This is a genomic window from Enterobacter chinensis, assembly GCF_034008295.1.
Classification (GTDB): Bacteria; Pseudomonadota; Gammaproteobacteria; order Enterobacterales; family Enterobacteriaceae; genus Enterobacter; species Enterobacter chinensis.
In genome coordinates, this window is sequence record NZ_JARDVI010000001.1 from 680,293 (window position 1) to 699,773 (window position 19,481).

Here is a 19,481-nt window from a genome sequence, read left to right on the forward strand (position 1 = left end):
GCGCCGACGGCTATTTTTTTAATTTGCGGCGAGCGATGTTGTGTTTTTCGTCAGGTTTCGGAAAACCTGCGCTAAAAAGCTATATCTGAACCTCAAAAACATGTAAACAATTTATCAATAAAATGTTCTTATTTTATCGATGAGTTTACATTTCTGGCTAAGGAACGTTATGACCTCAGAAAAGAGTGCTACCCCCCATCACGACGATATCAACGACGGCCGGATCGTCTCTTCCCGCCACCTGGTCTCTGAGCGCTGCGCGGAGCTGTCAGAGCTGGAATACGCGCTGATCATGACCAGCAACGCCTTCAACAAATGGATGGTGCGCTGCATGACCGCAGCGGGCGAGCCCGACATGGGCGCCTTTGACGTCTCGCTGCTCCATCACGTGAACCACCGCGATCGCAAAAAAAAGCTGGCCGATATCTGTTTCGTTCTTAACGTGGAAGATACCCATGTGGTGACCTATGCCCTGAAAAAGCTGGTCAAAGCGGGCTACGTGACGAGTGAGAAAGCGGGTAAAGAGCTCTTTTTCTCCACCACTGAGGAAGGAAAAGCGTTGTGCATGAAGTACCGGGACGTGCGGGAAGCGTGTTTAATTGCGATCCACGCGGAGAGCGGCATTGCCGGAAAATCGATCGGAGAAACCGCGCAGCTGTTACGCACGATCTCTTCTCTGTATGACACCGCCGCCCGCGCGGCGGCATCACTCTAAGGCTAAGGACGTCGGAACAGGGTAATGCTGCGTCCGGCCAGTTCGTACTCGACGGTTTCGGTGATCGCTGTCCCGGCGGCAGCCTCATCCGCCGTGGACAGTTCCAGCACCCATCCCCCCTCGCCAAACTGCGGGATCTGGAACGGCACGGTGCCCTCAAACGGGTTGAACAGCATCAGCACGTCGTGCCAGAGGCCTTCCTCCTGTTTGAGATCCGGTCTGCTGATGGAGACCCCGAGCGTCGAGCCTTCATCCCACTGCTCGGCCTGCTGCGCGCCGCCTCCGGCATTGAACCAGCGGATCTCCAGCCCGTCGCGCCAGCTTTCACGGCGCAATAATGGTTGCGCGGCGCGAAGCGCAATCAAACGGCGCGTGAATTCCCGCAGCGCGGCGTCGTTTTCAGAAAGCCCCTTCCAGTCGATCCACGAGATCTCACTGTCCTGACAGTACCCGTTATTGTTGCCCTTTTGCGATCGGCCAAACTCATCCCCGGCCAGCAGCATCGGCGTACCGTGAGACAGCAGCAGCGTGGCCAGGAAATTGCGCTTCTGCCGCTCCCGGGTGGCGACAATGTCCGGGTTCTCGGTTGGCCCTTCCTCACCGTAGTTGTACGACCGGTTATCGTTGTGGCCGTCGTTATTGTCCTCGCCGTTATCGGCGTTATGCTTTTCGTTGTACGACACCAGGTCATTCAGCGTAAAGCCGTCGTGGGCGGTAATGAAATTGACGCTGGCCCACGGACGACGCCCGCGCAGGTCGTACAGGTCGCCTGAACCGAGCAGCCGCGCGGCAAAGTCCGTGGAGACGTTGTCCCCCTTCCAGTACTCGCGCACGGTGTCGCGGTATTTGTCGTTCCACTCGCCCCAGCCCGGCGGGAAGCCGCCCACCTGATACCCGCCGGGGCCGATATCCCAGGGTTCACCAATCAGCTTCAGGCGGGATAACACCGGATCCTGGGTTATGGCGTCGAAGAAACCGCCGCGCGGGTCAAACCCTTCGGGCTCGCGGCCCAGGATCGTCCCCAGGTCGAAGCGAAAACCGTCAATGTGCATCGATTCCGCCCAGTAGCGCAGGGAATCCATCACCATCTGCAGCACGCGCGGGTGCGAGGTATTGACCGTGTTTCCCGTGCCGGTGTCGTTGATGTAATACCGGTGCTGGTCAGGCAGCGTGCGGTAGTAGCTGTAGTTATCAATCCCTTTAAACGAGAGCGTAGGGCCGAGCTCATTTCCTTCCGCCGTGTGGTTATACACCACGTCCAGAATTACCTCGATGCCCGCATCATGGTATGCGCGCACCATATCGCGAAAACCCTGGATGCCCGCGGGGCCGTAGTAGCGCGACGCCGGAGCAAAAAAGCCTAGCGTGTTATAGCCCCAGAAGTTCTTCAGGCCACGGTCGAGCAGGTGTTGATCGTCCGGGAACCAGTGAACCGGCAGCAGCTCAACCGAGGTAATGCCAAGACTCTTGATGTAGTCGACCGAGGCTTTGTGTCCCATCCCCTCAAACGTCCCGCGCAGCTCGGGCGGAATGGCCGGGTTCATCTGGGTAAAGCCCTTCACGTGGCTCTCATAGACAACGGTATGCGACCAGGGCACCTTCGGCCGGTTGATGTCCTGCCAGTCAAAGGCATTGGGGTCGATGACCTTACATTTCGGCGTGAACGGCGCGCTGTCCCGCGTATCAAAGCTTAAATCTAACTCGTCATGCCTCAGCTCATAGCCAAAATGGGCGTCGTTCCAGTCGATATCGCCCACCAGTTCACGCGCGTAGGGGTCGATAAGCAGCTTATGCGGGTTGAAGCGGTGACCATTTTCCGGGTCGTAAGGACCGTAGACGCGATAGCCGTACAGCGCGCCGGGCTGCAGATCGGGGACGTAACCGTGCCAGACCTCATGGGTATATTCCGGAAGCGTCAGTCGGGCGATTTCGGTTTTCCCGGACGGGTCATACAGACAGAGCTCCACCCGCTCGGCGTGAGCGGAGAACAGCGCGAAGTTAACTCCCTTCCCGTCATAATTCGCCCCCAACTGCTGGCCATGACCGGCCCGAATTTCAAACGTAGTATCCTTTGCCATTTTCGTTCTCCACGATTATTCGCAGGTTAGCAGAACCAGTACACATCCCTTTTCTGACGTTAAATCCAGCGTCTTTTGCAGAATGCGGCTTTCACCGCTGAACAGATCCCGATAGCGCTTCCCGGCCAGTTCTTCCGGTATCGCGACCGTGGTATTGACCCACAATTTGTCGTTACCGGTGACGTCAAACACCAGACGCGGCACGGCAACAATTAGCGCCTCATCGTCCTTAACGCGCGCATAAACAATCAGATTCTCCTCGCGTTCGCCGGTGACCTTAAGCGGCAGCCAGTCGCCGTAGCGGAAAAGCGCCGCGTAGTGCGGACGAAGCCGGAGCAGCGTGGCGGTAACGAACTGTTTTACCCGCCCGTCCCGCCAGCAGGCCGGGTCGTCAAACACGCCGGCATCCGCCGCGCTGAGGTTTTGCACCAGGGCCGGGAAGTCCGGCTCCCGGCGGTTATCCGGGTCGACAAGGCTAAAGTTAAGCGCCTCGCTGCCCTGATAGATGTCCGGCACGCCGGGAGCCGTCAGCTTGATCACCGTCTGGCTGAGGCTGTTCATCAGCCCGGCCCGGATAAAGGGCTGCATCGCCTCGCTGAAGTCATGCAGGAACAGGGTGTTGTCCGGGGAAAGCAGGTGCCGCGCGTAGCTCAGCACCACGCTCTCATAGCTCTCGTTGCTGTCGATCCAGTCGGTGCGCTGTTTCGCCTCGCGCAGGGCTTTCTCGAGGAAGCCGAGGAAACGTTCTTCCAGTGATTTCAGCCCATCGGCGTCGTCCGGTGACAGCGTGGCGGGCCAGACGCCCGCCAGCGCCTGATAGATCATCCAGGTATCGGCGGCGTTCGGCGCGGTACCGTCATTGAGAAAACGCACCTCGGTCTGGTTCATCTGTCGCCAGCGGGCCAGGTTTTTCCCCCATTGTTCCGGGGCTTCCGTCAGGGTGTAAAGACGCGCCCGGGTGTCTTCCCCGCGCTTGGTATCGTGCGTGGAGGTGCCCAGCAGCGCGTCGGGCTGGCGGGCAAGGCGAATGCGCATCTCCTGGTGAAAGCGGGATAGCGAGAACGCGCGCGGCGTCGGGTCGGCGCCCACTTCATTAAGCGCCAGCTCCAGGTTGTGGCGAAAGAACAGCGTGTCCTCCACCGACTTCGCCATCAGCGGCCCGGTGAGCTGCTGGAAGCGGGTTCTGAAAAGCGCGGAGGATTCGCGGCACGCGTCCGGCAGGTCGCCGGTAAGAATGCGCACAATCAGGCTCAGCGCCGCTTCGGAGGTCTCCACGCTAGCGACCACGCGGTTGAGCAGCGCCACGTCCGGCGGGGTTAATCCCTCGGGTGTGCCGTAGGTGCGGTACACCGGAAACGCGATAAGCAGTTCCCGCAGCGCGTGACGGATATCGTCGCGCGGCAGCACAACGTCATTGCGTCGAGCCAGATCGGCCGCAATCGTTAACAGCGTGGTGAATTCGCCCTCAAAATTACGATCGGTCATCAGGCCTTTGGCATCCCGCAGTTCAGCGTGGCGATCGATCGTAACCCCCAGCGTTTCGTCGTGGATTTTCTCCAGGCGCGGCAGGTTAGCGTCGTCGACCAGCACCTCCGCCAGCGAGGCGATAAACTCGTAGCCGGTGGTGCCGGATATCGGCCAGTCTGCGGGCAGCTGTTCTCCCTTCGCGAGAATTTTCTCGACCGTGATGTAACAGTCGGGTCCGGTTGCCTGCCGCAGGCGCTGCAGATAGCCCAGCGGATCGGCCAGACCGTCGATATGATCAATACGCAGGCCGTCCACCACGCCCGCGTGGACCAGCTCAAGGATGAGACGATGCGTGTCGTCGAAGACCGCGTCATCTTCAACCCGAACGCCGACCAGGCCGGTTATTTCAAAGAAGCGCCGCCACGAGAGCTGCTTCGGCGCTTCCCGCCAGGACATCAGGCGCCAGCTTTGCGCGTCGTGCAGCTCGGTAATGCTCTTCTCCTCGCTGTACGTGCCGGGGTTGAGCGGATACCCGGCGTCATAGTAGACCAGCGCGGCCTTATCCGTGACAGGGTCACGTTTTAGCGTGATAGCGCCCTTCTCCAGCTCTGCCTCAAAGGTGTCGCCGAGAAACGGCAGCGTGAGCGGCCGTGACCAGTCAATATCAAAATACCGGGCATAGCGGCTCTGCTTGCCGTGTTCAATCACGTCCCGCCACCAGGCGTTTTCCAGCGAGGTGGACATATGGTTCGGGACAATATCCAGAATCAGCCCCATCCCGGCCTGCCTGAGCGCCGCGGCCATGCGGTCAAACCCGGCTCGTCCACCGATGGCGGGGTCAATTTCATTCGGGTTGGTCACGTCATACCCATGGGTAGACTCTTTTGTGGCGGTAAACACCGGCGAGGCGTAGAGGTGGCTGATTCCGAGATCCTTCAGATACGGCACCAGCGCGACGACGCGGTCAAAGGTCATGCCATTACGAAACTGAATACGGTACGTAGCGGAAGGGATCATAACGTTGCTTCTCCATCAGCAAAGCGAACGACAATACCGTTCGGGGGTAAAACGTCGTGGTTCTCCGGCCAGGCAAAGCGCGTCTCCCCCGCGAAAGCGGGCAGCGCGACGGACTTCGTTCCGATATTGAGCGCCAGCGAGAGCGTTCCCGACGGGAAGCGCCAGCTCACCGCCACCATGCCGGGCGCGGTCCTGAGCACCTGGCCCTTAACGGCGCCGCCCTGATGCAGAAGCGGAACGATATAGCGATGGCGCAGCGTCAGCAGGTGGCGGGTGTAGCGCAGCCACGTTTTGCCCTCGTCGGTGGCGATCTTATTCCAGTCGAGCTTTGAGCGAACAAAGGTGTTCACGTCATTCGGGTCCGGGACGGTTTCATCGTGCCCGGCATGCCCGGTAAACTCTTTCGCGCGCCCTTCCCGCACCGCGTTTGCCAGATCGCCGTGAAAATCGGTAAAGAACAGGAACGGATGCGTTTCACCAAACTCCTCGCCCATAAACAGCAGCGGGATATGGGGGGAAAGCAGCAGCGCGGCAAGCAGCACCCGCGTCTTATCGGCACCCGCCAGGGTGATAAGCCGCTCGCCCTGGGCGCGATTCCCGGTCTGGTCGTGGTTTTGAATAAAATCGACGAAGAACTGCGGTGGCTGCGTGTGGCACTCCACCCCGCGGGATTCACCGGTTTGCAGAGATACCTCGCCCTGGTAGACAAACCCTTCGGCCAGCGCCCGGGCGAATTTTTTCTCCGGTTCAAAGGCAAAATCCTGGTAGTAAGCGTGGGTCTCGCCGGTGGCAAACACATGGGCGGCATTGTGAAAGTCATCGTTCCACTCGGCGGTAAACAGCGGCGTGTTGCCCTGTTCATCCCACGGGTGCAGGAAAATCACGTTGCGGCTGTCTTCCGTGGTCAGGTGAACGTGTCGGTGCGGGATCGCCTCGCGGATCTTTTCGGCTATCTCCTCGAGAACGTGCGTATCCGAGGCGTCTTTAATCTGGTCGATGGCATCAAAGCGCAGGCCATCCAGACGATATTCCGTCAGCCAGTAGAGCGGCGCGTCGGTAATATACTGCCTGACCGGCTCCGCCTCATAGGCGATGCCGTTGCCCCACGGCGTCGTGCGATCGGCATCGAAAAACGCCGGCGACAGCAGCGGCAGATAGTTCCCTTCCGGGCCGAAGTGGTTGAGCACAATATCCAGCACCACGGAAAGCCCAAGGCCGTGAGCCGCGTCGATAAGCGCATGGAAATCCTCCGGCGTACCGTAGACGGCGTGCGGGGCATACAGCAGCACGCCGTCATACCCCCAGCCGCGGGTTCCGCCAAACTGGGCGACGGGCATCACCTCAAGCTGGGTAATACCGAGCTCTGCCAGATAAGGCAGCTTGTCGATGGCCGCCCGGAAGGTGCCCTCCGGGGTGAAGGTGCCGATGTGCAGTTCGTAAATGACCGTCTCTTCCCACGGACGCCCGGTCCAGTCGCGGTTGGCAGGCTGATAGCGTCGGGGATCGATAACCACGGAGGGCCCGTTAACATCCCCCTTCTGGGCGCGCGACGCGGGATCGGGCACCGTCATGCCGTCCTGCAGGACAAACTGATACTCTGCGCCGTGCGTGACGCCGGGTACGTCTGCCTGGAACCAGCCACCGCCCACTGCCGGCATCGGCACGTCGGCGGCGGCCAGACGAAGCGTAAGTTCTTTTTGTCCTTCTGCCCAGACGCGAAAACGTACAACGTCATCGGAAATAAACTCAGCACCCCACTGCTTTTGAAATGTCCTGAATTCCATTCATTGTCCTCGAATGACCCACATTTTACGCGGAACGAAGTACAAGCTTAGTTCAGGATCAAAAGTGTGTTAGCTCAGCGGATTTAACCGCTTCGTTCAGGATTTACCGCAAAAAGACGAGGTCGCCCTGTTCTGCTATGACATGCTGGCCTGGCAACGCGGCCTTCATATTTCTGTCATTGAATTTCACTACGCTTTGCGGATTTTAAACAAGGCGTTGAGGAAAGAAGCGTGAATTCTATGGCGAAGGCATTACTGCTGGCATTACCTATTTTGAGTGCAACGGCTGCGGCAACGGCCGCTGAGCGCGACCTGTGTGAACCCAAAGCGTACGAAATGGCGCTGCGCTATCAGCAGAAATCGGCAGAGATTATGGCCCTGCAGCTGCAGACGTATCGGTTTGCCACCGAGCGTTTCAACGAGAAGTTAAAAGACCTGAAAACGCCTGAAAATTACGCCGTGGTGATGGATCTGGATGAAACGGTACTGGACAACACCCCTCTGCTGGTGCGCGACACGGAGCAGTGTCACGACTATACAAAATGGGACACCTGGAGCGACTGGGAGAAACAGGGAAAACCCGGATTAATCCCGGGCGCGAAAGCGTTTCTGGACCATGTGAATCAAAGCAAGGTCCGTATCTATTATGTCTCGGATCGTATGCAGGAAAATAAAGCCGATACGCTCAGGACGTTAAACGCCCTTGGACTTCCGCAGGTGTCTGACGAAAGCGTGCTTCTGGATACGGTCAGCAAGGAAGAGCGTCGCCAGAGCATTCTCAAAAAGCAGCAGATCGTGATGCTGTTCGGCGACAGCCTGCCGGATTTCGCCGTGCAGTTTAAAAACAAGAAGCCGAGCGAGCAGCAGCGCGAGCTGGTTGAGGCCAGCAAAGCACATTTCGGCGATGACTGGATTGTGCTGCCTAACGCCGCTTATGGCGCCTGGTCCAAAGCCACGCCGGACAGCTGGAACGCACCGCTGAAAAAATAACGTCTTACGGGCCGGGAGAGGCATTACCGCCCCCCGGCTTTTCGGTTGTACCATTCATCACGTTTATAGGTCCTATCATTATTAGGCAGGTTCTTATAATTTTACGGAGAAGTAAGATGAGCGCTTTCAAAGGAGACTCGTATGCTTACCGTGAAAAAACTTGCTCTGTCCACGCTGATTTCCAGTTCATTGCTTTTCTACCCTGCGCTGCAGGCGTTTGCAGAGACGCCCCAGCACGTCGTTAAACAACCGGCGGGCGGATACAGCGTTCAGGTTGGCGATGTTCTTGTCACCTCGTTTACCGACGGGAGCGTCGCGCAGGATCTGCACAAGCTGCTGCGCCGGACAACGCCGCAAAAAATTGATGCGCTGCTCGCGAAAAACTTCCAGACCAACCCGGCCGAGGTGTCCATCAACGCTTTCCTGATTGCGATGCCCGGACATAAAATCCTGGTGGATACCGGCTCAGGCCAGCTCTTTGGCCCCGGAAACGGCGGACGTCTGATTGAGAGCCTCGCCACGCAGGGGATTAAACCCGAGGACATTACTGAAGTTCTGCTGACCCACGCCCACTCCGACCATTCTGGCGGTCTGGTGAAAGACGGCAAGGCGGTGTTCAGCAATGCGCGCGTTTTCGTTGGCAAACCGGACATCGACTTTTTCTTTAACAACGACAATCAGAAAAAAACCGGCTATGACAAGAACTACTTTACCGTCGCGCAGAAGACCTTAAAGCCCTATCTTGACGCCGGCAAAGTGGTGCCGTTTAGCGGCACCTCTGACCTTCTTCCAGGCATTACCGGCACGGTTCATCCCGGCCATACGCCGGGTTCAGCCTTCTACACGCTGACAAGTAAAGGCGAGAAGATCACCTTTGTCGGTGACATCATTCATGCCGCGGCGGTCCAGTTCCCGCAGCCTGACGTGACCATTACCTACGATGAAGATCATAACAAAGCAGCAAGCGTGCGCGAACATGCTTTCGAGGAGTTTGTGAAAAACAAAGACCTGATTGCCGCGCCACATCTGCCGTTCCCGGGTATTGGCTATGTCAGCAAAGGCGAAAACGGTGGCTATGTCTGGGTCCCTGTAACCTATACCAACCGGGACGCCAGCAGCGCGAAATAAGATGACGCCCATCACTGACATGGACATAGACCTGATCCTGACCCTGGACGCCCTGCTTCAGGACAGGAATATCACCCATGCGGCCGCGCGGCTGGGCATCAGCCAGCCCGCGATGTCCGCCCGTCTCGCGCGTCTGCGCTCGCTCTTTGGCGAACCGCTGTTTATTCCCTCCCCACACGGACGTGGGGTGTTACCGACGCCGAGAGCGGAAGCGCTCAAGCCGCAGGTAGAGAGCGTGTTACGCGGCATCAGCGCCATGTTTGCCCCCACCACGTTCGAGGCGCAAACCAGTACCCGGACCTTTGTTATCGCGCTGCATGAAAACCCGGCGCTGATGCTGGGCACCGAGCTGCTTAACCAGGTGGGCACTGTTGCCCCCGGCATCCGCCTGCGCTTTGCCCTGCCGGAGATGGCTGACCTGCCGCAGCAGCTGGAAAACGGCGATGTGGATATCTACATTGGCGTGAGCGCGGGTGCACATGACGGCTGGGTGAGGCGCAAACTGCTCGACGACGCGTTTGCCACCGCCCAGCGTAAAGGCCATCCGCGCGGGACCGGTGCGTTAGACCTGGAAAGCTACTGTGCGCTTTCTCATCTGGTGGTGTCATCGGCGGGGGATCCGTTTACCGGCTTTGTCGATCAAACCCTTGCCGGACTGGGCTACCAGCGGCACGTCGCCATGTCCACGCAGAGCTATGCCGTGGCGCCTGCGCTTGTTGCCGGTACTGACCTGGTGTGCACCCTGCCGGAACGGATGCTGCGACGGTTCGCTACCACGCTGGATATCTTTGCGCCGCCGCTGCCGCTCCAGCCGATTACCATCAACATGTACTGGCACCCGAAAAACAGCCAGGATCCGGCGAGCGTGTGGCTGCGCGAGCAGCTGCTGCAGGCGGCCGGACGTCAGGTGTGATCGAGGGTAATCAGAAATTTTTTAAGCACTTCTGAGCGAATAATTCGGTGGCAAACCAGCGTTAGCTCGCTCTCCCGCAGCCGGTCGAGGATGTCCACGTAGACGACGTTCTCAACGCTCACCGCCTTTGCCGACGCGGGAAGCAGCGCCAGGCCAAACCCTGCCGAGACCAGGCTTATCACGGTGGGCACATCGGTCGCGTTTTGCACCACGTCCGGCTGAAAACCCGCCCCGCTGCAGGCGTCATAAAAGTACTGTTCCAGCCCCATCCCCTCCGGGTCGCGCAGGGAGATCCATTTTTCGTCTTTCACCGACGAGAGCGTCAGCGCGGAAGATCCCGCCAGCGGATGCTGACGATACAGCGCCAGCACCGTTTTCTCTGAGGTGAACGGGCGGCTTTGCAGATCGTCAGGCAGCGACGGCAGCGGCGCTCGAATAATGGCAACATCCAGCTGGTTACTCTGCACGGCGGCGTAGAGCGTTTGCACATTTCCCGTCACCAGCGACATGGTAATGGCCGGCCAGCGCGTATGCATCTGTCGCAGCGCGGCGGGCAGCCTGCCGTCGAACATTGCGCTCGACACGCACCCCAGGTTTAACACCCCCTGCTCGCCCCTTGCCGTTTGCCTGGCGTCCAGCACCGCCTGCTCGGTCAGAGAGATGGCGAGCCTGGCTTTCACCAGAAACGCTTCGCCAGCGGGCGTCAGGGTTAAGCGGCGGTTCGCCCGGCTAAAAAGCGTAACGCCTAAACGTTCCTCCAGGGCCTTGATTTGCTGACTCAGCGCCGGCTGCGCCATATTCAGACGCTCAGCGGCCCGGTGCATGTGTAGCTCTTCGGCAACGACGATGAAATGGCGCATCTGACGAAACTGCACGGAACGCCTCCTTTTGATATGAATTTACTTATCAATTTAGCAGTAATGATGCAATTGATGCTATTGGTCATTGCCATAAAAATGGAGGTATTCAACCGAGGGAGGAAAATATGGAAAACCCAATTAACGATCTCCGCAGCGCCATCGCCCTGCTGCAGCGCCACGAAGGGCAGTATCTTGAAACCGATTATCCGGTCGATCCCAACGCGGAGCTGGCGGGGGTCTACCGTCATATCGGCGCGGGCGGCACGGTAAAACGTCCAACCCGCACGGGACCGGCGATGATGTTCAACAGCGTGAAGGGCTATCCTGGCTCCCGCATCCTGGTGGGCATGCACGCCAGCCGCGAGCGCGCGGCGCTCCTTCTGGGATGCGAGCCCTCTGAACTGGCAAAACACGTCGGCCAGGCGGTGAAAAAGCCGGTGGCACCCGTTGTTGTCCCTGCATCCCAGGCACCCTGTCAGGAACAGGTCTTCTTCGCAGACGACCCTGACTTCGACCTGCGCAAACTGCTTCCGGCACCGACAAACACGCCGATTGATGCAGGCCCGTTCTTCTGTCTGGGGCTGGTGCTGGCAAGCGATCCTGAGGATAGCTCGCTGACGGATGTCACCATTCACCGTCTCTGCGTCCAGGAGCGTGACGAGCTTTCCATGTTCCTTGCCGCCGGTCGCCATATCGAAGTCTTCCGCAAAAAAGCCGAAGAGGCCGGAAAACCGCTACCGGTGACGATCAATATGGGGCTCGATCCCGCCATCTATATCGGCGCGTGCTTTGAGGCACCCACCACGCCGTTTGGCTACAACGAGCTGGGCGTCGCCGGGGCGCTGCGCCAGCATCCGGTCGAACTGGTGCAGGGCGTGGCGGTAAAAGAGAAAGCCATCGCGCGGGCGGAAATCATCATCGAAGGTGAACTGCTTCCGGGCGTGCGCGTAAGGGAAGATCAGCACACCAACACCGGCCACGCGATGCCGGAGTTCCCTGGCTACTGCGGCGAAGCGAACCTCTCGCTGCCGGTGATCAAAGTGAAAGCCGTGACCATGCGTCATCACGCAATCCTGCAAACGCTGGTGGGGCCGGGAGAAGAACATACCACGCTGGCCGGTTTGCCGACGGAGGCCAGCATCCGCAATGCCGTTGAAGAGGCGATTCCGGGTTTCCTGCAAAACGTCTATGCGCATACCGCGGGCGGCGGTAAGTTCCTCGGTATCCTGCAGGTGAAAAAACGCCAGCCGTCAGACGAAGGGCGACAGGGCCAGGCGGCGCTGATTGCCTTAGCCACCTATTCGGAGCTGAAGAACATCATTCTTGTGGACGAAGACGTGGATATTTTCGACAGCGACGACATCCTGTGGGCGATGACCACCCGCATGCAGGGAGATGTCAGCATCACGAATATTCCGGGGATCCGCGGCCACCAGCTGGATCCATCGCAATCGCCGGATTACAGCACCTCGATTCGCGGAAACGGCATTTCCTGCAAGACCATCTTCGACTGCACGGTGCCGTGGGCGCTGAAGGACCGCTTCGAGCGCGCGCCGTTTATGGAGGTGGATCCGCGTCCGTGGGCACCGGAACTGTTCAGCGCCAAAAAATAAACGGACTTTTCCCTTTTCTTCACCTCTCCGGGGGTGAAGAAACCTCACGCTAAAATTGCCGCTTCCCCTGCTTTCTTGTACCCTTTCAGCGTTTACCCCAATCCCCTAAAAATCGAGACATCCGGACGCCTATGACTGCACATATTTCCAAAGATCCTTTGCATGGCGTAACGCTGGAGATGATGGTCAACGCCCTGGTAGCAAAATATGGCTGGAGCGAGTTGGGCGACCGAATCAAAATTAACTGTTTCAGAAAAGATCCCAGCGTTAAATCGAGCCTGAAATTTCTGCGCCGTACCCCATGGGCGCGCGCGGAGGTTGAAGCCCTGTATCTGGACTCTCTCGACGATGAGGGAAGCACGGAGCAGGAGGCGCCCGCCTTTGATCCCTGGGCCAACAGTCGGATTATCAAGAGCTAATACGCAAATGACGCGACACGTAAAACGGATAGGTGCGCTGACTGCCTGCGCACTTTTACTTGTGAGCTGCTCCTCAAAACCACCCAAATCACTGGTTACCCCCCTTCCCACCGTGAGCAAACCGACGCAGCAGGCAAACGAGCCGATGCGCGGGATCTGGCTGGCGACCGTCTCTCGCCTCGACTGGCCGCCTGTAGCCTCGGTGAACGGTCGCAGCGCTGACCAGCGCATCGCGATGCAAAAGCAGGCGCTGACCAGCAAGCTCGACAACCTGAAGCACCTCGGCATTAACACGGTATTTTTCCAGGTGAAGCCGGACAGCACGGCGCTTTGGTCATCAAAAATTTTACCGTGGTCAGATATGCTGACGGGCAACGTCGGTGAGTATCCGGGATACGATCCGCTGCAGTTTATGCTCGATGAAGCGCACAAGCGCGGCATGAAGGTGCATGCCTGGTTCAACCCGTACCGCGTGTCGACCAACACCAGGCCGTCAACCATCGCCGCCCTGAACCGGACGTCATACCAGACCCCGTCCAGCGTCTATGTCCAGCACCCGGAGTGGGTGCGCATCTCGGGCGACCGCTTTGTGCTCGACCCGGGCATTCCGGAAGTTCGCGACTGGATAACCCGGGTGGTGACCGAAGTGGTGGCGAACTACCCGATAGACGGCGTGCAGTTTGATGATTATTTTTATGCCGAATCGCCGGGATCCGCGCTCAATGACGCGCAGACCTGGCGGCAGTACGGCCAGGGATTTGCCTCAAAAGCCGACTGGCGAAGACACAACACGCAGCAGCTGATCGTCCAGGTTTCCCGGGCGATTAAACAGACAAAGCCCGACGTGGAGTTTGGCGTCAGCCCTGCGGGGGTATGGCGTAACCGTTCGTTTGACCCGGCAGGCTCCGACACCCGCGGTGCCGCGGCCTATGATGAATCCTACGCCGACACGCGTCAGTGGGTGCAGCAGGGCCTGCTGGACTACATTGCTCCGCAGATTTACTGGCCCTTCTCGCGGGATGCCGCGCGCTACGACGTGCTGACCAAATGGTGGGCCGACGTAGTGAAGCCGACCCACACTCGCCTGTATATCGGCATTGCGTTCTACAAGGTGGGCGAACCGTCGCGAAATGAGCCGGACTGGACGGTTCAGGGTGGCGTGCCGGAGCTGAAAAAACAGCTCGATCTCAACGATTCGCTGCCCAACGTCAACGGCACGATCCTGTTCCGGGAAGATTACCTGAACCAGCCGCAGACGCAGCAGGCGGTGAACTACCTGAAAGGACGCTGGGGTAGCTAAGTGAACATCAGGCAGAAACACCCCGTTTCTGCCTGTTTTTTTACGGCTTCGGCCCGAACATCGCCTCAAGCTGCTGCGCATCCGGCATACCGACCACCTGCTGCAGCTCATTTTCCGCATTCATGTAATAAATGGCCGGCGTGGCGTTAGCGCCCAGGCTGTCCATCAGCGTCTGGTGCTTCTGCAGTATCGCTACCGTTTCGCGGGAAGCCTCGCCCTCTGGTTTCGGTAATTTTTTCCCACCGGAAAGCTCGTATTCGCGCCAGGCCGCAACCGGATCCTTCGCATTCAGGATGGCGGCGGCGTTACGTCCGCTGTTGGGGTTGAGGAACGCCACCAGCAGCGTGTTGAGCTGAACCTTACCCGCTTTCACCCACGGCTGCGCCTCGGACCAGAACTGTTTGCAGTACGGGCAGAACGGATCGGCGAAGACAAAAACTTTACGCGGGGCGTTATCCGCCCCTTCCTTCAGGGGATGCGCCGCGTTGAGCGTCTTCCACATTTCGCGTCCCATCGGGGCGTAGATCTCTTTCTGGAAAACCCCTTCGCTGAGGTTTTTCCCTTTGTCGTCGTACAGATAACCTGAGATCACGTGCTTACCATCCGGCGTTAAAAACAGCGTGACGCCCATGTCCTGATACTGCCCCAGCCAGGCTGGGGCACCGCCGGGCGCATCCAGCTTCTTGATGATTTTAATGTTCTGCTGTTCGCTGAAGTGCTTCACCACGTCCGGTATGGCTTCAGCCGCCTGTACCAGCCCTGACGTCGCCAGCGCCGAAAGTAACAGTAATTTTTTCATTTCCCTCTCCGGGTTGTCGGGGGCATTACGCCCCCTTCAGGTTAGCGGTTTTTCAGTGCGTCACTGACCATTTCATCGAACTGCTCGAAAGGCACCCAGCCGGGAAGCAATCCCTCGCCGATAAGCGTGGCGGGCGTTCCCTGGATCCCCATTTTTTCCGCGACGATCAGGCTGCGCTTAATTGTCATTAGACTCTCCTCATCCGGCGTCGTGACGCTCACGCCCGCGCGCTTTTGCGCCTCCTGAATGCTGGCGTCATCGTGGTACCCCTTCTTCGCCATCAGGGTATGGTTCAGTTTCATAAACTGCCCGGGATCCTGACGCCAGAGCGTTAGCGCATCCCGCGCCGCGGTCAGCGAACTTTCCGAGCGGAAAGGTAAAAACTTAAAGACCACCGCGACGTCCGGGTATTTTTCGACAATCTTCTCCAGGTACGGATCGAATTTTTTACAGTACGGACAGTTGTAGTCGGTAAACACCACCAGGGTGAGTTTGGGATTTTTCGCGCCGATGCGCGGGGAGTTCGGATCGTTAAACAGGAAATCATACACCATCTTCTGCGCACGCTGTTCCTGGTCCGGGGTCAACGGCTGGGCAGCAAACACCTGAACCGGGGCCAGCAGGAGCAGAAGCGTAATAAGGAATTTTTTCATAACACAGTTAGCCTTTTGCGTTGTTCAGGGTGGTAACCAGGGTGCGCTTGTCCAGCAGCGGCGAGAGGATTTCGCCATCAGGCAGGCCGGGGCCATAGACCGCGTTAAACGGAATGGCGTAGCGATTTCGCTTCGCCAGAAACTCCGCAATAAGCGCGGAAGGCTGGCTCCAGTCTCCGCGCAGGGCCACCACGTCCGGCTGGCGCAGGGCGGCAATGATGTCCGGCTGATTCAGTACCCGATGCTCGTTCACCTTACAGGTCACACACCAGTCGGCAGAGATATCCACAAACACCCGTTTCCCCTGCACCAGCGCCTGCGCGATGGCTTCCTCACTGAGCGGCTGCCACGAGATGGTCTGTGCGGTATTTTGCGCCAACGCGTCAGGCGGCGCGTTAAGCAGCCCGCGCACCTGATACCCGCCGAAAGCCGACAGCGCGATGACGACGAGCCAGAACAGCGGCGAGGATGCTTGCCGCTTCATCACGAACAGCGCCAGCGCGACGGCGACCAGAATCAGCATCACGACCTGAGCGATCGCGTCGCCCAGATGCTGGCTCAGCAGCGACGCCAGCCAGAAGCTGGAGGCCAGCATCATCAGGCCGAGAACGACTTTAAGCGTATTCATCCAGCGCCCGGGTTTAGGCAGCAGCAACGCCGTTTTCGGAACCAGGGCGACAAACAGCCACGGCAGGCTCATGCCCACGCCGAGCATAAGGAAGATGAGCCACAGGGAGTACAGCGGTGCGCCAAGGGCAAAGGCGACCGCGGTCCCGAGGAACGGCGCGGAGCACGGGGTGGCCAGCAGCGTGGCGAACATCCCTTCGCAGAAACTGCCGCTTATCCCCGCTCCCCCTGCCGTTGCCAGCCGTCCTGCGGCGGCGGAGGGCAGCAGCATCTCAAACGTTCCAAACAGGTTCAGCGCAAACAGGAAGGTGACGGTGACCATCAGACCGATAAACCACCGGTTCTGGAACTGAATGCCCCACCCCAGCGATGCTCCTGCCAGCTTCAGCGCGGTGACCATCGCGGCCAGCAGCATAAAGGAGGTCATAATCCCGGCGCTGGTTGCCAGAAAGCGCAGCCTGATCGTGCGTCTGTCCGAGCCCGCGTGCAGGATGCTGTTTAGCTTCATGCCCATCACCGGCAGTACGCAGGGCATCAGGTTCAGGATCAGCCCGCCCAGCAGCGCAAACAGCACCATTTTGCCGGTCCCGTCAGGCGCAGCGGGTGCTTCGGGCGTTGCCCCAACGGTGAGTGAGGTTTGCTGCGCCTGGTCGCCGTTGGTCAGCACAAACGACAGCGCTTTGCCCTTCAGCGAGGCCGGCTTATCGCCCCAATCATCGGTGACGGGCACCGTTACCCGAAGCCGGTTACCGTCGTGCGTAATGACCGGATCGCCGGGCAGAATGTCGCCCTCCAGCGGGTCAAAGTAGATCCCTGGATTGTCCCATTTCCCGTCCGTGGTGCCGGTAATCACCAGTTTGTCGCCAGAGAGCCAGGCGGACAGATCCGTGGATACGCCTGACGTACCGGGAACGGCGCGCATCGCTTGCTCGAATTCGCTACGGAAACCGTCATCCGCCGGCTGGGTAAAATCGAGGTGCAGCGGGTAGTCCGTCAGCAGACAGACGTTGCTGCAGGTGGAGAGCGTGAGCGTCCCGTCGAGCGTATCGTTCTTCACCCCGTCGAGCGTAATCGGGATTTGGACCCTAGCGTGATAGCCCTGCGTGGTCATGCCGGAGATATCGAAGCGCGACGGTACCGGCCAGGACCAGCTATCCTTCACGCCTTCCGGCCAACTGATTTTCGGCGCCACGCCGCCCTCGCCCGGCGATCGCCAGTAGGTTTTCCAGCCGGGCTTTAGCTCAACGGTGAGCAGGCCCTGAATGCGGTTGTTTTCCCTCTCCGCCTGAAAGCGGATGCGGGCGTGATCGTTTTGGGGGGAAACCAGCCAGCCCGTGTCCGCCGCATGGACAATGCCGATGCAGGACAGCCACAGGAAGACGAATCCCCTGAAGAGGTTAACCATGTTTTACTCCGTGAACAGTGAAAAATTATCGTGCGGTGACGATGATTTTCATTCACGGAAAACGCAGTTTTTCAGGTGTATTCGGGGAGGCGGTGCCTGAACGGGCTGTTCTGCGGGAGCAAATGCCCGCCCTTGCGTAAACAGCTGCAGCAGCGCGAAGAAGATAATAATGGCCGGTAGCGCACCGTCGAAGAACAGCGGCTGCGCGCAAAGCAGCGAGTGTGCGCCAAGCTGACAGGGCGACGGGCCGGGCTGTTCAGTGGTGCTGCTTTGAGCCGGGGCATCTGCCACCAGAGAAATCTGCGGATCCAGTCCCTGTAAAAAATGGTTGAGCATCACCGCACGCTGCACGAGGCAAAGCGCCATCGCGAGACAGGTGACGATCAAAAGCCATTTTCCGAGGAGCTGACGGTTGCGCATAACATTCCAGAGTAACAAGACGCCCCGATCATAAACGATAGTGATGAATCTACAAGTGGCGGAAGTGTAAGGTTTTGTCTGTCGCCGCTATTCGCCCGTGAGGGCGTCATAGACGTCCTGCAGTCGCGTGCGCAGAAACAGCACCGCCTTGTGCTTGCGGGATAACAGCGCCTGTTCGCTGGCACCGGTCTCCTCTGCCAGCATTTTAATGCTGTAGCCGTGAAGTTCGGTCTTTTCAAACACCTCGCGCTGCGGCGGCGGCAGTTCAGACAGTGCCTGCCCCAGCTCTTCCCACAGCAGCGTTTTGAGGTACTCCTCTTCCGGCGTGTTCGGTACGCCGAACAGGGTTTCGGCCAGTTCGTCCTCCGGGAAACCCTCCTCGTCTTCGCCAGTAAAATAACCTGAGAGCGACACCTCGCGCTTTTTACGCGCCCGGTCGGTCATCTCGTTACGCGCTGCGCGGAACAGCCAGGCGGCGACGTTTTCGACCGGCTGCTCCACTTTCATCAGCTGATAGGTCACTTCCTGCAAAATGTCGTCGGCATCATCGCGGACGGACGTCCGCCCGCGAATGAAGGCTTTCAGCCGGGCGCGGCAGGCATTGAGCGCCGACATCAGCATGGATCCGCCCGCCTCCCCGGTTTTCATTTCGCTCACTCTGCTTCCGGCGTTTTTGGCGTGGCGTCGTCGCGTTTATCGTCACGATGACCGCGCCAGCCGCAGTGCCCGCGACCGTGGCGACCAAACCCTTCGCGACGCTGCTGAATAAACGCCTCGCGCTGTTCGGGCGTCATGTTCATCCAGCGCTCGTGCATCCGGCGGTGCGCGCCAAACATTCCGGGGCGGAAACCTAACCCGCCAAACAGAATGCGGCTCAGCACCAGAATGCCCAGCGCCTGCCAGAATCCGATGGCTTTCACGCCAAGGATGGCCGGAAGTAAGGCGTTCCACAGAGTCATGACCAGCAGGCCGAGCACGATGAAAATCACCGCGCCGATGACTAAGCCCTTGCCCATACGGTGGCGACCAAATCCACGTCCGTGACCTCTTTCGTGCATATCAAAATCTCTCATGGTGTTTACCTCGTTTACAGTAACTGATTATGGCTTGTGATGAGGTAGACGGATGAGGGAGGGAAATATTGCTGGGGTGAATGAAAATTTTTTATGCTGTCGGATTTGGACTCATAGCTGTTAGAGCTGGCGGGTGCTATGAGTCTCCTTCAGACCATCATTTTTGCGAAATGAAGTCGCTAGTCTTCAATTGACAGAAAAGGAGAAAGGCGCGAGTAAA

17 protein-coding genes are annotated in these 19,481 nt (G+C 58.8%); 7 read left to right on the forward strand and 10 right to left on the reverse strand.

From position 1 onward, the window contains the following. Positions 1–169: 169 nt before the first annotated feature. Positions 170–715 carry a winged helix DNA-binding protein gene (locus tag PYW49_RS03365; protein WP_047348472.1) on the forward strand — a complete coding sequence of 182 codons (546 nt, stop codon included), beginning with the start codon at positions 170–172 and terminating at the stop codon, positions 713–715. A 2-nt stretch (positions 716–717) separates the two neighbouring features. Here PYW49_RS03365 and glgX read toward each other — a convergent pair whose 3' ends face one another. Genes glgX through treZ form a run of 3 tightly spaced genes read right to left on the reverse strand, consistent with a single transcriptional unit; the run spans position 718 to position 7,061 of the window. Beyond that, complete coding sequence (glgX, locus tag PYW49_RS03370; protein ID WP_320385661.1) at positions 718–2,793, reverse strand: glycogen debranching protein GlgX; 2,076 nt, start codon at positions 2,791–2,793, stop codon at positions 718–720. Between the two features lie 15 nt (positions 2,794–2,808). After that, positions 2,809–5,277, reverse strand: a complete 2,469-nt coding sequence (treY, locus tag PYW49_RS03375) for a malto-oligosyltrehalose synthase (protein WP_320385662.1) — start codon at positions 5,275–5,277, stop codon at positions 2,809–2,811. Beyond that, positions 5,274–7,061 (reverse strand): malto-oligosyltrehalose trehalohydrolase, encoded by a 1,788-nt coding sequence (gene treZ, locus PYW49_RS03380; protein ID WP_320385663.1) that lies wholly within the window; start codon positions 7,059–7,061, stop codon positions 5,274–5,276. The genes treY and treZ overlap by 4 nt, the downstream gene beginning before the upstream one ends. Before the next feature lie 240 nt (positions 7,062–7,301). Here treZ and PYW49_RS03385 point away from each other — a divergent pair, with 240 nt between their 5' ends. From PYW49_RS03385 to PYW49_RS03395, 3 genes are all read left to right on the forward strand, one after another. Further along, entirely contained in the window at positions 7,302–8,051 is a 750-nt protein-coding gene (locus tag PYW49_RS03385; RefSeq protein ID WP_407057597.1) for a 5'-nucleotidase, lipoprotein e(P4) family, read from the forward strand. A gap of 141 nt (positions 8,052–8,192) precedes the next feature. Further along, positions 8,193–9,179, forward strand: a complete 987-nt coding sequence (locus tag PYW49_RS03390; protein ID WP_320385665.1) for an MBL fold metallo-hydrolase — start codon at positions 8,193–8,195, stop codon at positions 9,177–9,179. 1 nt (position 9,180) lies between these two features. Then, positions 9,181–10,092 carry a LysR family transcriptional regulator gene (locus tag PYW49_RS03395; RefSeq protein ID WP_320385666.1) on the forward strand — a complete coding sequence of 304 codons (912 nt, stop codon included), beginning with the start codon at positions 9,181–9,183 and terminating at the stop codon, positions 10,090–10,092. Here the strand turns inward: PYW49_RS03395 and PYW49_RS03400 are convergent. Continuing rightward, a complete protein-coding gene (locus tag PYW49_RS03400; protein WP_033145589.1) occupies positions 10,083–10,967 on the reverse strand; it encodes a LysR substrate-binding domain-containing protein in 885 nt (294 codons plus the stop codon). The two genes, PYW49_RS03395 and PYW49_RS03400, sit on opposite strands and share 10 nt — an antisense overlap. Positions 10,968–11,077: 110 nt before the next feature. Between PYW49_RS03400 and PYW49_RS03405 the strand changes: the two genes are divergently transcribed. The 3 genes from PYW49_RS03405 (at position 11,078) to PYW49_RS03415 (ending at position 14,284) form a co-directional block, all read left to right on the forward strand. Continuing rightward, positions 11,078–12,565 carry a UbiD family decarboxylase gene (locus tag PYW49_RS03405; RefSeq protein ID WP_320385667.1) on the forward strand — a complete coding sequence of 496 codons (1,488 nt, stop codon included), beginning with the start codon at positions 11,078–11,080 and terminating at the stop codon, positions 12,563–12,565. Between the two features lie 131 nt (positions 12,566–12,696). Next, positions 12,697–12,984: a VF530 family protein gene (locus tag PYW49_RS03410; protein WP_320385668.1), complete on the forward strand. Its 288-nt coding sequence runs from the start codon at positions 12,697–12,699 to the stop codon at positions 12,982–12,984. Positions 12,985–12,991: 7 nt separating this feature from the next. Beyond that, the gene (locus PYW49_RS03415; RefSeq protein WP_320385669.1) at positions 12,992–14,284 is read left to right on the forward strand and encodes a glycoside hydrolase family 10 protein; all 1,293 of its coding nucleotides are present in this window, start codon (positions 12,992–12,994) and stop codon (positions 14,282–14,284) included. 40 nt (positions 14,285–14,324) lie between these two features. Here the strand turns inward: PYW49_RS03415 and dsbG are convergent, their stop codons facing one another. The 6 genes from dsbG to PYW49_RS03445 form a co-directional block, all read right to left on the reverse strand. Beyond that, complete coding sequence (dsbG, locus tag PYW49_RS03420) at positions 14,325–15,083, reverse strand: thiol:disulfide interchange protein DsbG (protein ID WP_320385670.1); 759 nt, start codon at positions 15,081–15,083, stop codon at positions 14,325–14,327. Positions 15,084–15,124: 41 nt separating this feature from the next. After that, positions 15,125–15,736, reverse strand: a complete 612-nt coding sequence (locus tag PYW49_RS03425; protein WP_320385671.1) for a DsbA family protein — start codon at positions 15,734–15,736, stop codon at positions 15,125–15,127. Between the two features lie 7 nt (positions 15,737–15,743). Then, positions 15,744–17,768 carry a protein-disulfide reductase DsbD family protein gene (locus PYW49_RS03430; RefSeq protein ID WP_320385672.1) on the reverse strand — a complete coding sequence of 675 codons (2,025 nt, stop codon included), beginning with the start codon at positions 17,766–17,768 and terminating at the stop codon, positions 15,744–15,746. Between the two features lie 48 nt (positions 17,769–17,816). After that, the gene (locus PYW49_RS03435) at positions 17,817–18,188 is read right to left on the reverse strand and encodes a hypothetical protein (RefSeq protein WP_320385673.1); all 372 of its coding nucleotides are present in this window, start codon (positions 18,186–18,188) and stop codon (positions 17,817–17,819) included. 87 nt (positions 18,189–18,275) lie between these two features. Further along, entirely contained in the window at positions 18,276–18,836 is a 561-nt protein-coding gene (locus PYW49_RS03440; protein ID WP_320385844.1) for an RNA polymerase sigma factor, read from the reverse strand. Between the two features lie 5 nt (positions 18,837–18,841). Next, positions 18,842–19,261, reverse strand: a complete 420-nt coding sequence (locus PYW49_RS03445) for a hypothetical protein (protein WP_320385674.1) — start codon at positions 19,259–19,261, stop codon at positions 18,842–18,844. Between the last annotated feature and the right edge of the window lie 220 nt (positions 19,262–19,481).

Excerpts from the sequence above, each read along its gene's own strand:
- PYW49_RS03365 (WP_047348472.1), top strand. The coding sequence starts at position 170 with ATGACCTCAGAAAAGAGTGCTACCCCCCATCACGACGATATCAACGAC.
- glgX (WP_320385661.1), bottom strand. The coding sequence starts at position 2,793 with ATGGCAAAGGATACTACGTTTGAAATTCGGGCCGGTCATGGCCAGCAG.
- treY (WP_320385662.1), bottom strand. The coding sequence starts at position 5,277 with ATGATCCCTTCCGCTACGTACCGTATTCAGTTTCGTAATGGCATGACC.
- treZ (WP_320385663.1), bottom strand. The coding sequence starts at position 7,061 with ATGGAATTCAGGACATTTCAAAAGCAGTGGGGTGCTGAGTTTATTTCC.
- PYW49_RS03385 (WP_407057597.1), top strand. The coding sequence starts at position 7,302 with ATGGCGAAGGCATTACTGCTGGCATTACCTATTTTGAGTGCAACGGCT.
- PYW49_RS03390 (WP_320385665.1), top strand. The coding sequence starts at position 8,193 with ATGCTTACCGTGAAAAAACTTGCTCTGTCCACGCTGATTTCCAGTTCA.
- PYW49_RS03395 (WP_320385666.1), top strand. The coding sequence starts at position 9,181 with ATGACGCCCATCACTGACATGGACATAGACCTGATCCTGACCCTGGAC.
- PYW49_RS03405 (WP_320385667.1), top strand. The coding sequence starts at position 11,078 with ATGGAAAACCCAATTAACGATCTCCGCAGCGCCATCGCCCTGCTGCAG.
- PYW49_RS03410 (WP_320385668.1), top strand. The coding sequence starts at position 12,697 with ATGACTGCACATATTTCCAAAGATCCTTTGCATGGCGTAACGCTGGAG.
- PYW49_RS03415 (WP_320385669.1), top strand. The coding sequence starts at position 12,992 with ATGACGCGACACGTAAAACGGATAGGTGCGCTGACTGCCTGCGCACTT.
- dsbG (WP_320385670.1), bottom strand. The coding sequence starts at position 15,083 with ATGAAAAAATTACTGTTACTTTCGGCGCTGGCGACGTCAGGGCTGGTA.
- PYW49_RS03425 (WP_320385671.1), bottom strand. The coding sequence starts at position 15,736 with ATGAAAAAATTCCTTATTACGCTTCTGCTCCTGCTGGCCCCGGTTCAG.
- PYW49_RS03430 (WP_320385672.1), bottom strand. The coding sequence starts at position 17,768 with ATGGTTAACCTCTTCAGGGGATTCGTCTTCCTGTGGCTGTCCTGCATC.
- PYW49_RS03435 (WP_320385673.1), bottom strand. The coding sequence starts at position 18,188 with ATGCGCAACCGTCAGCTCCTCGGAAAATGGCTTTTGATCGTCACCTGT.
- PYW49_RS03440 (WP_320385844.1), bottom strand. The coding sequence starts at position 18,836 with ATGAAAACCGGGGAGGCGGGCGGATCCATGCTGATGTCGGCGCTCAAT.
- PYW49_RS03445 (WP_320385674.1), bottom strand. The coding sequence starts at position 19,261 with ATGAGAGATTTTGATATGCACGAAAGAGGTCACGGACGTGGATTTGGT.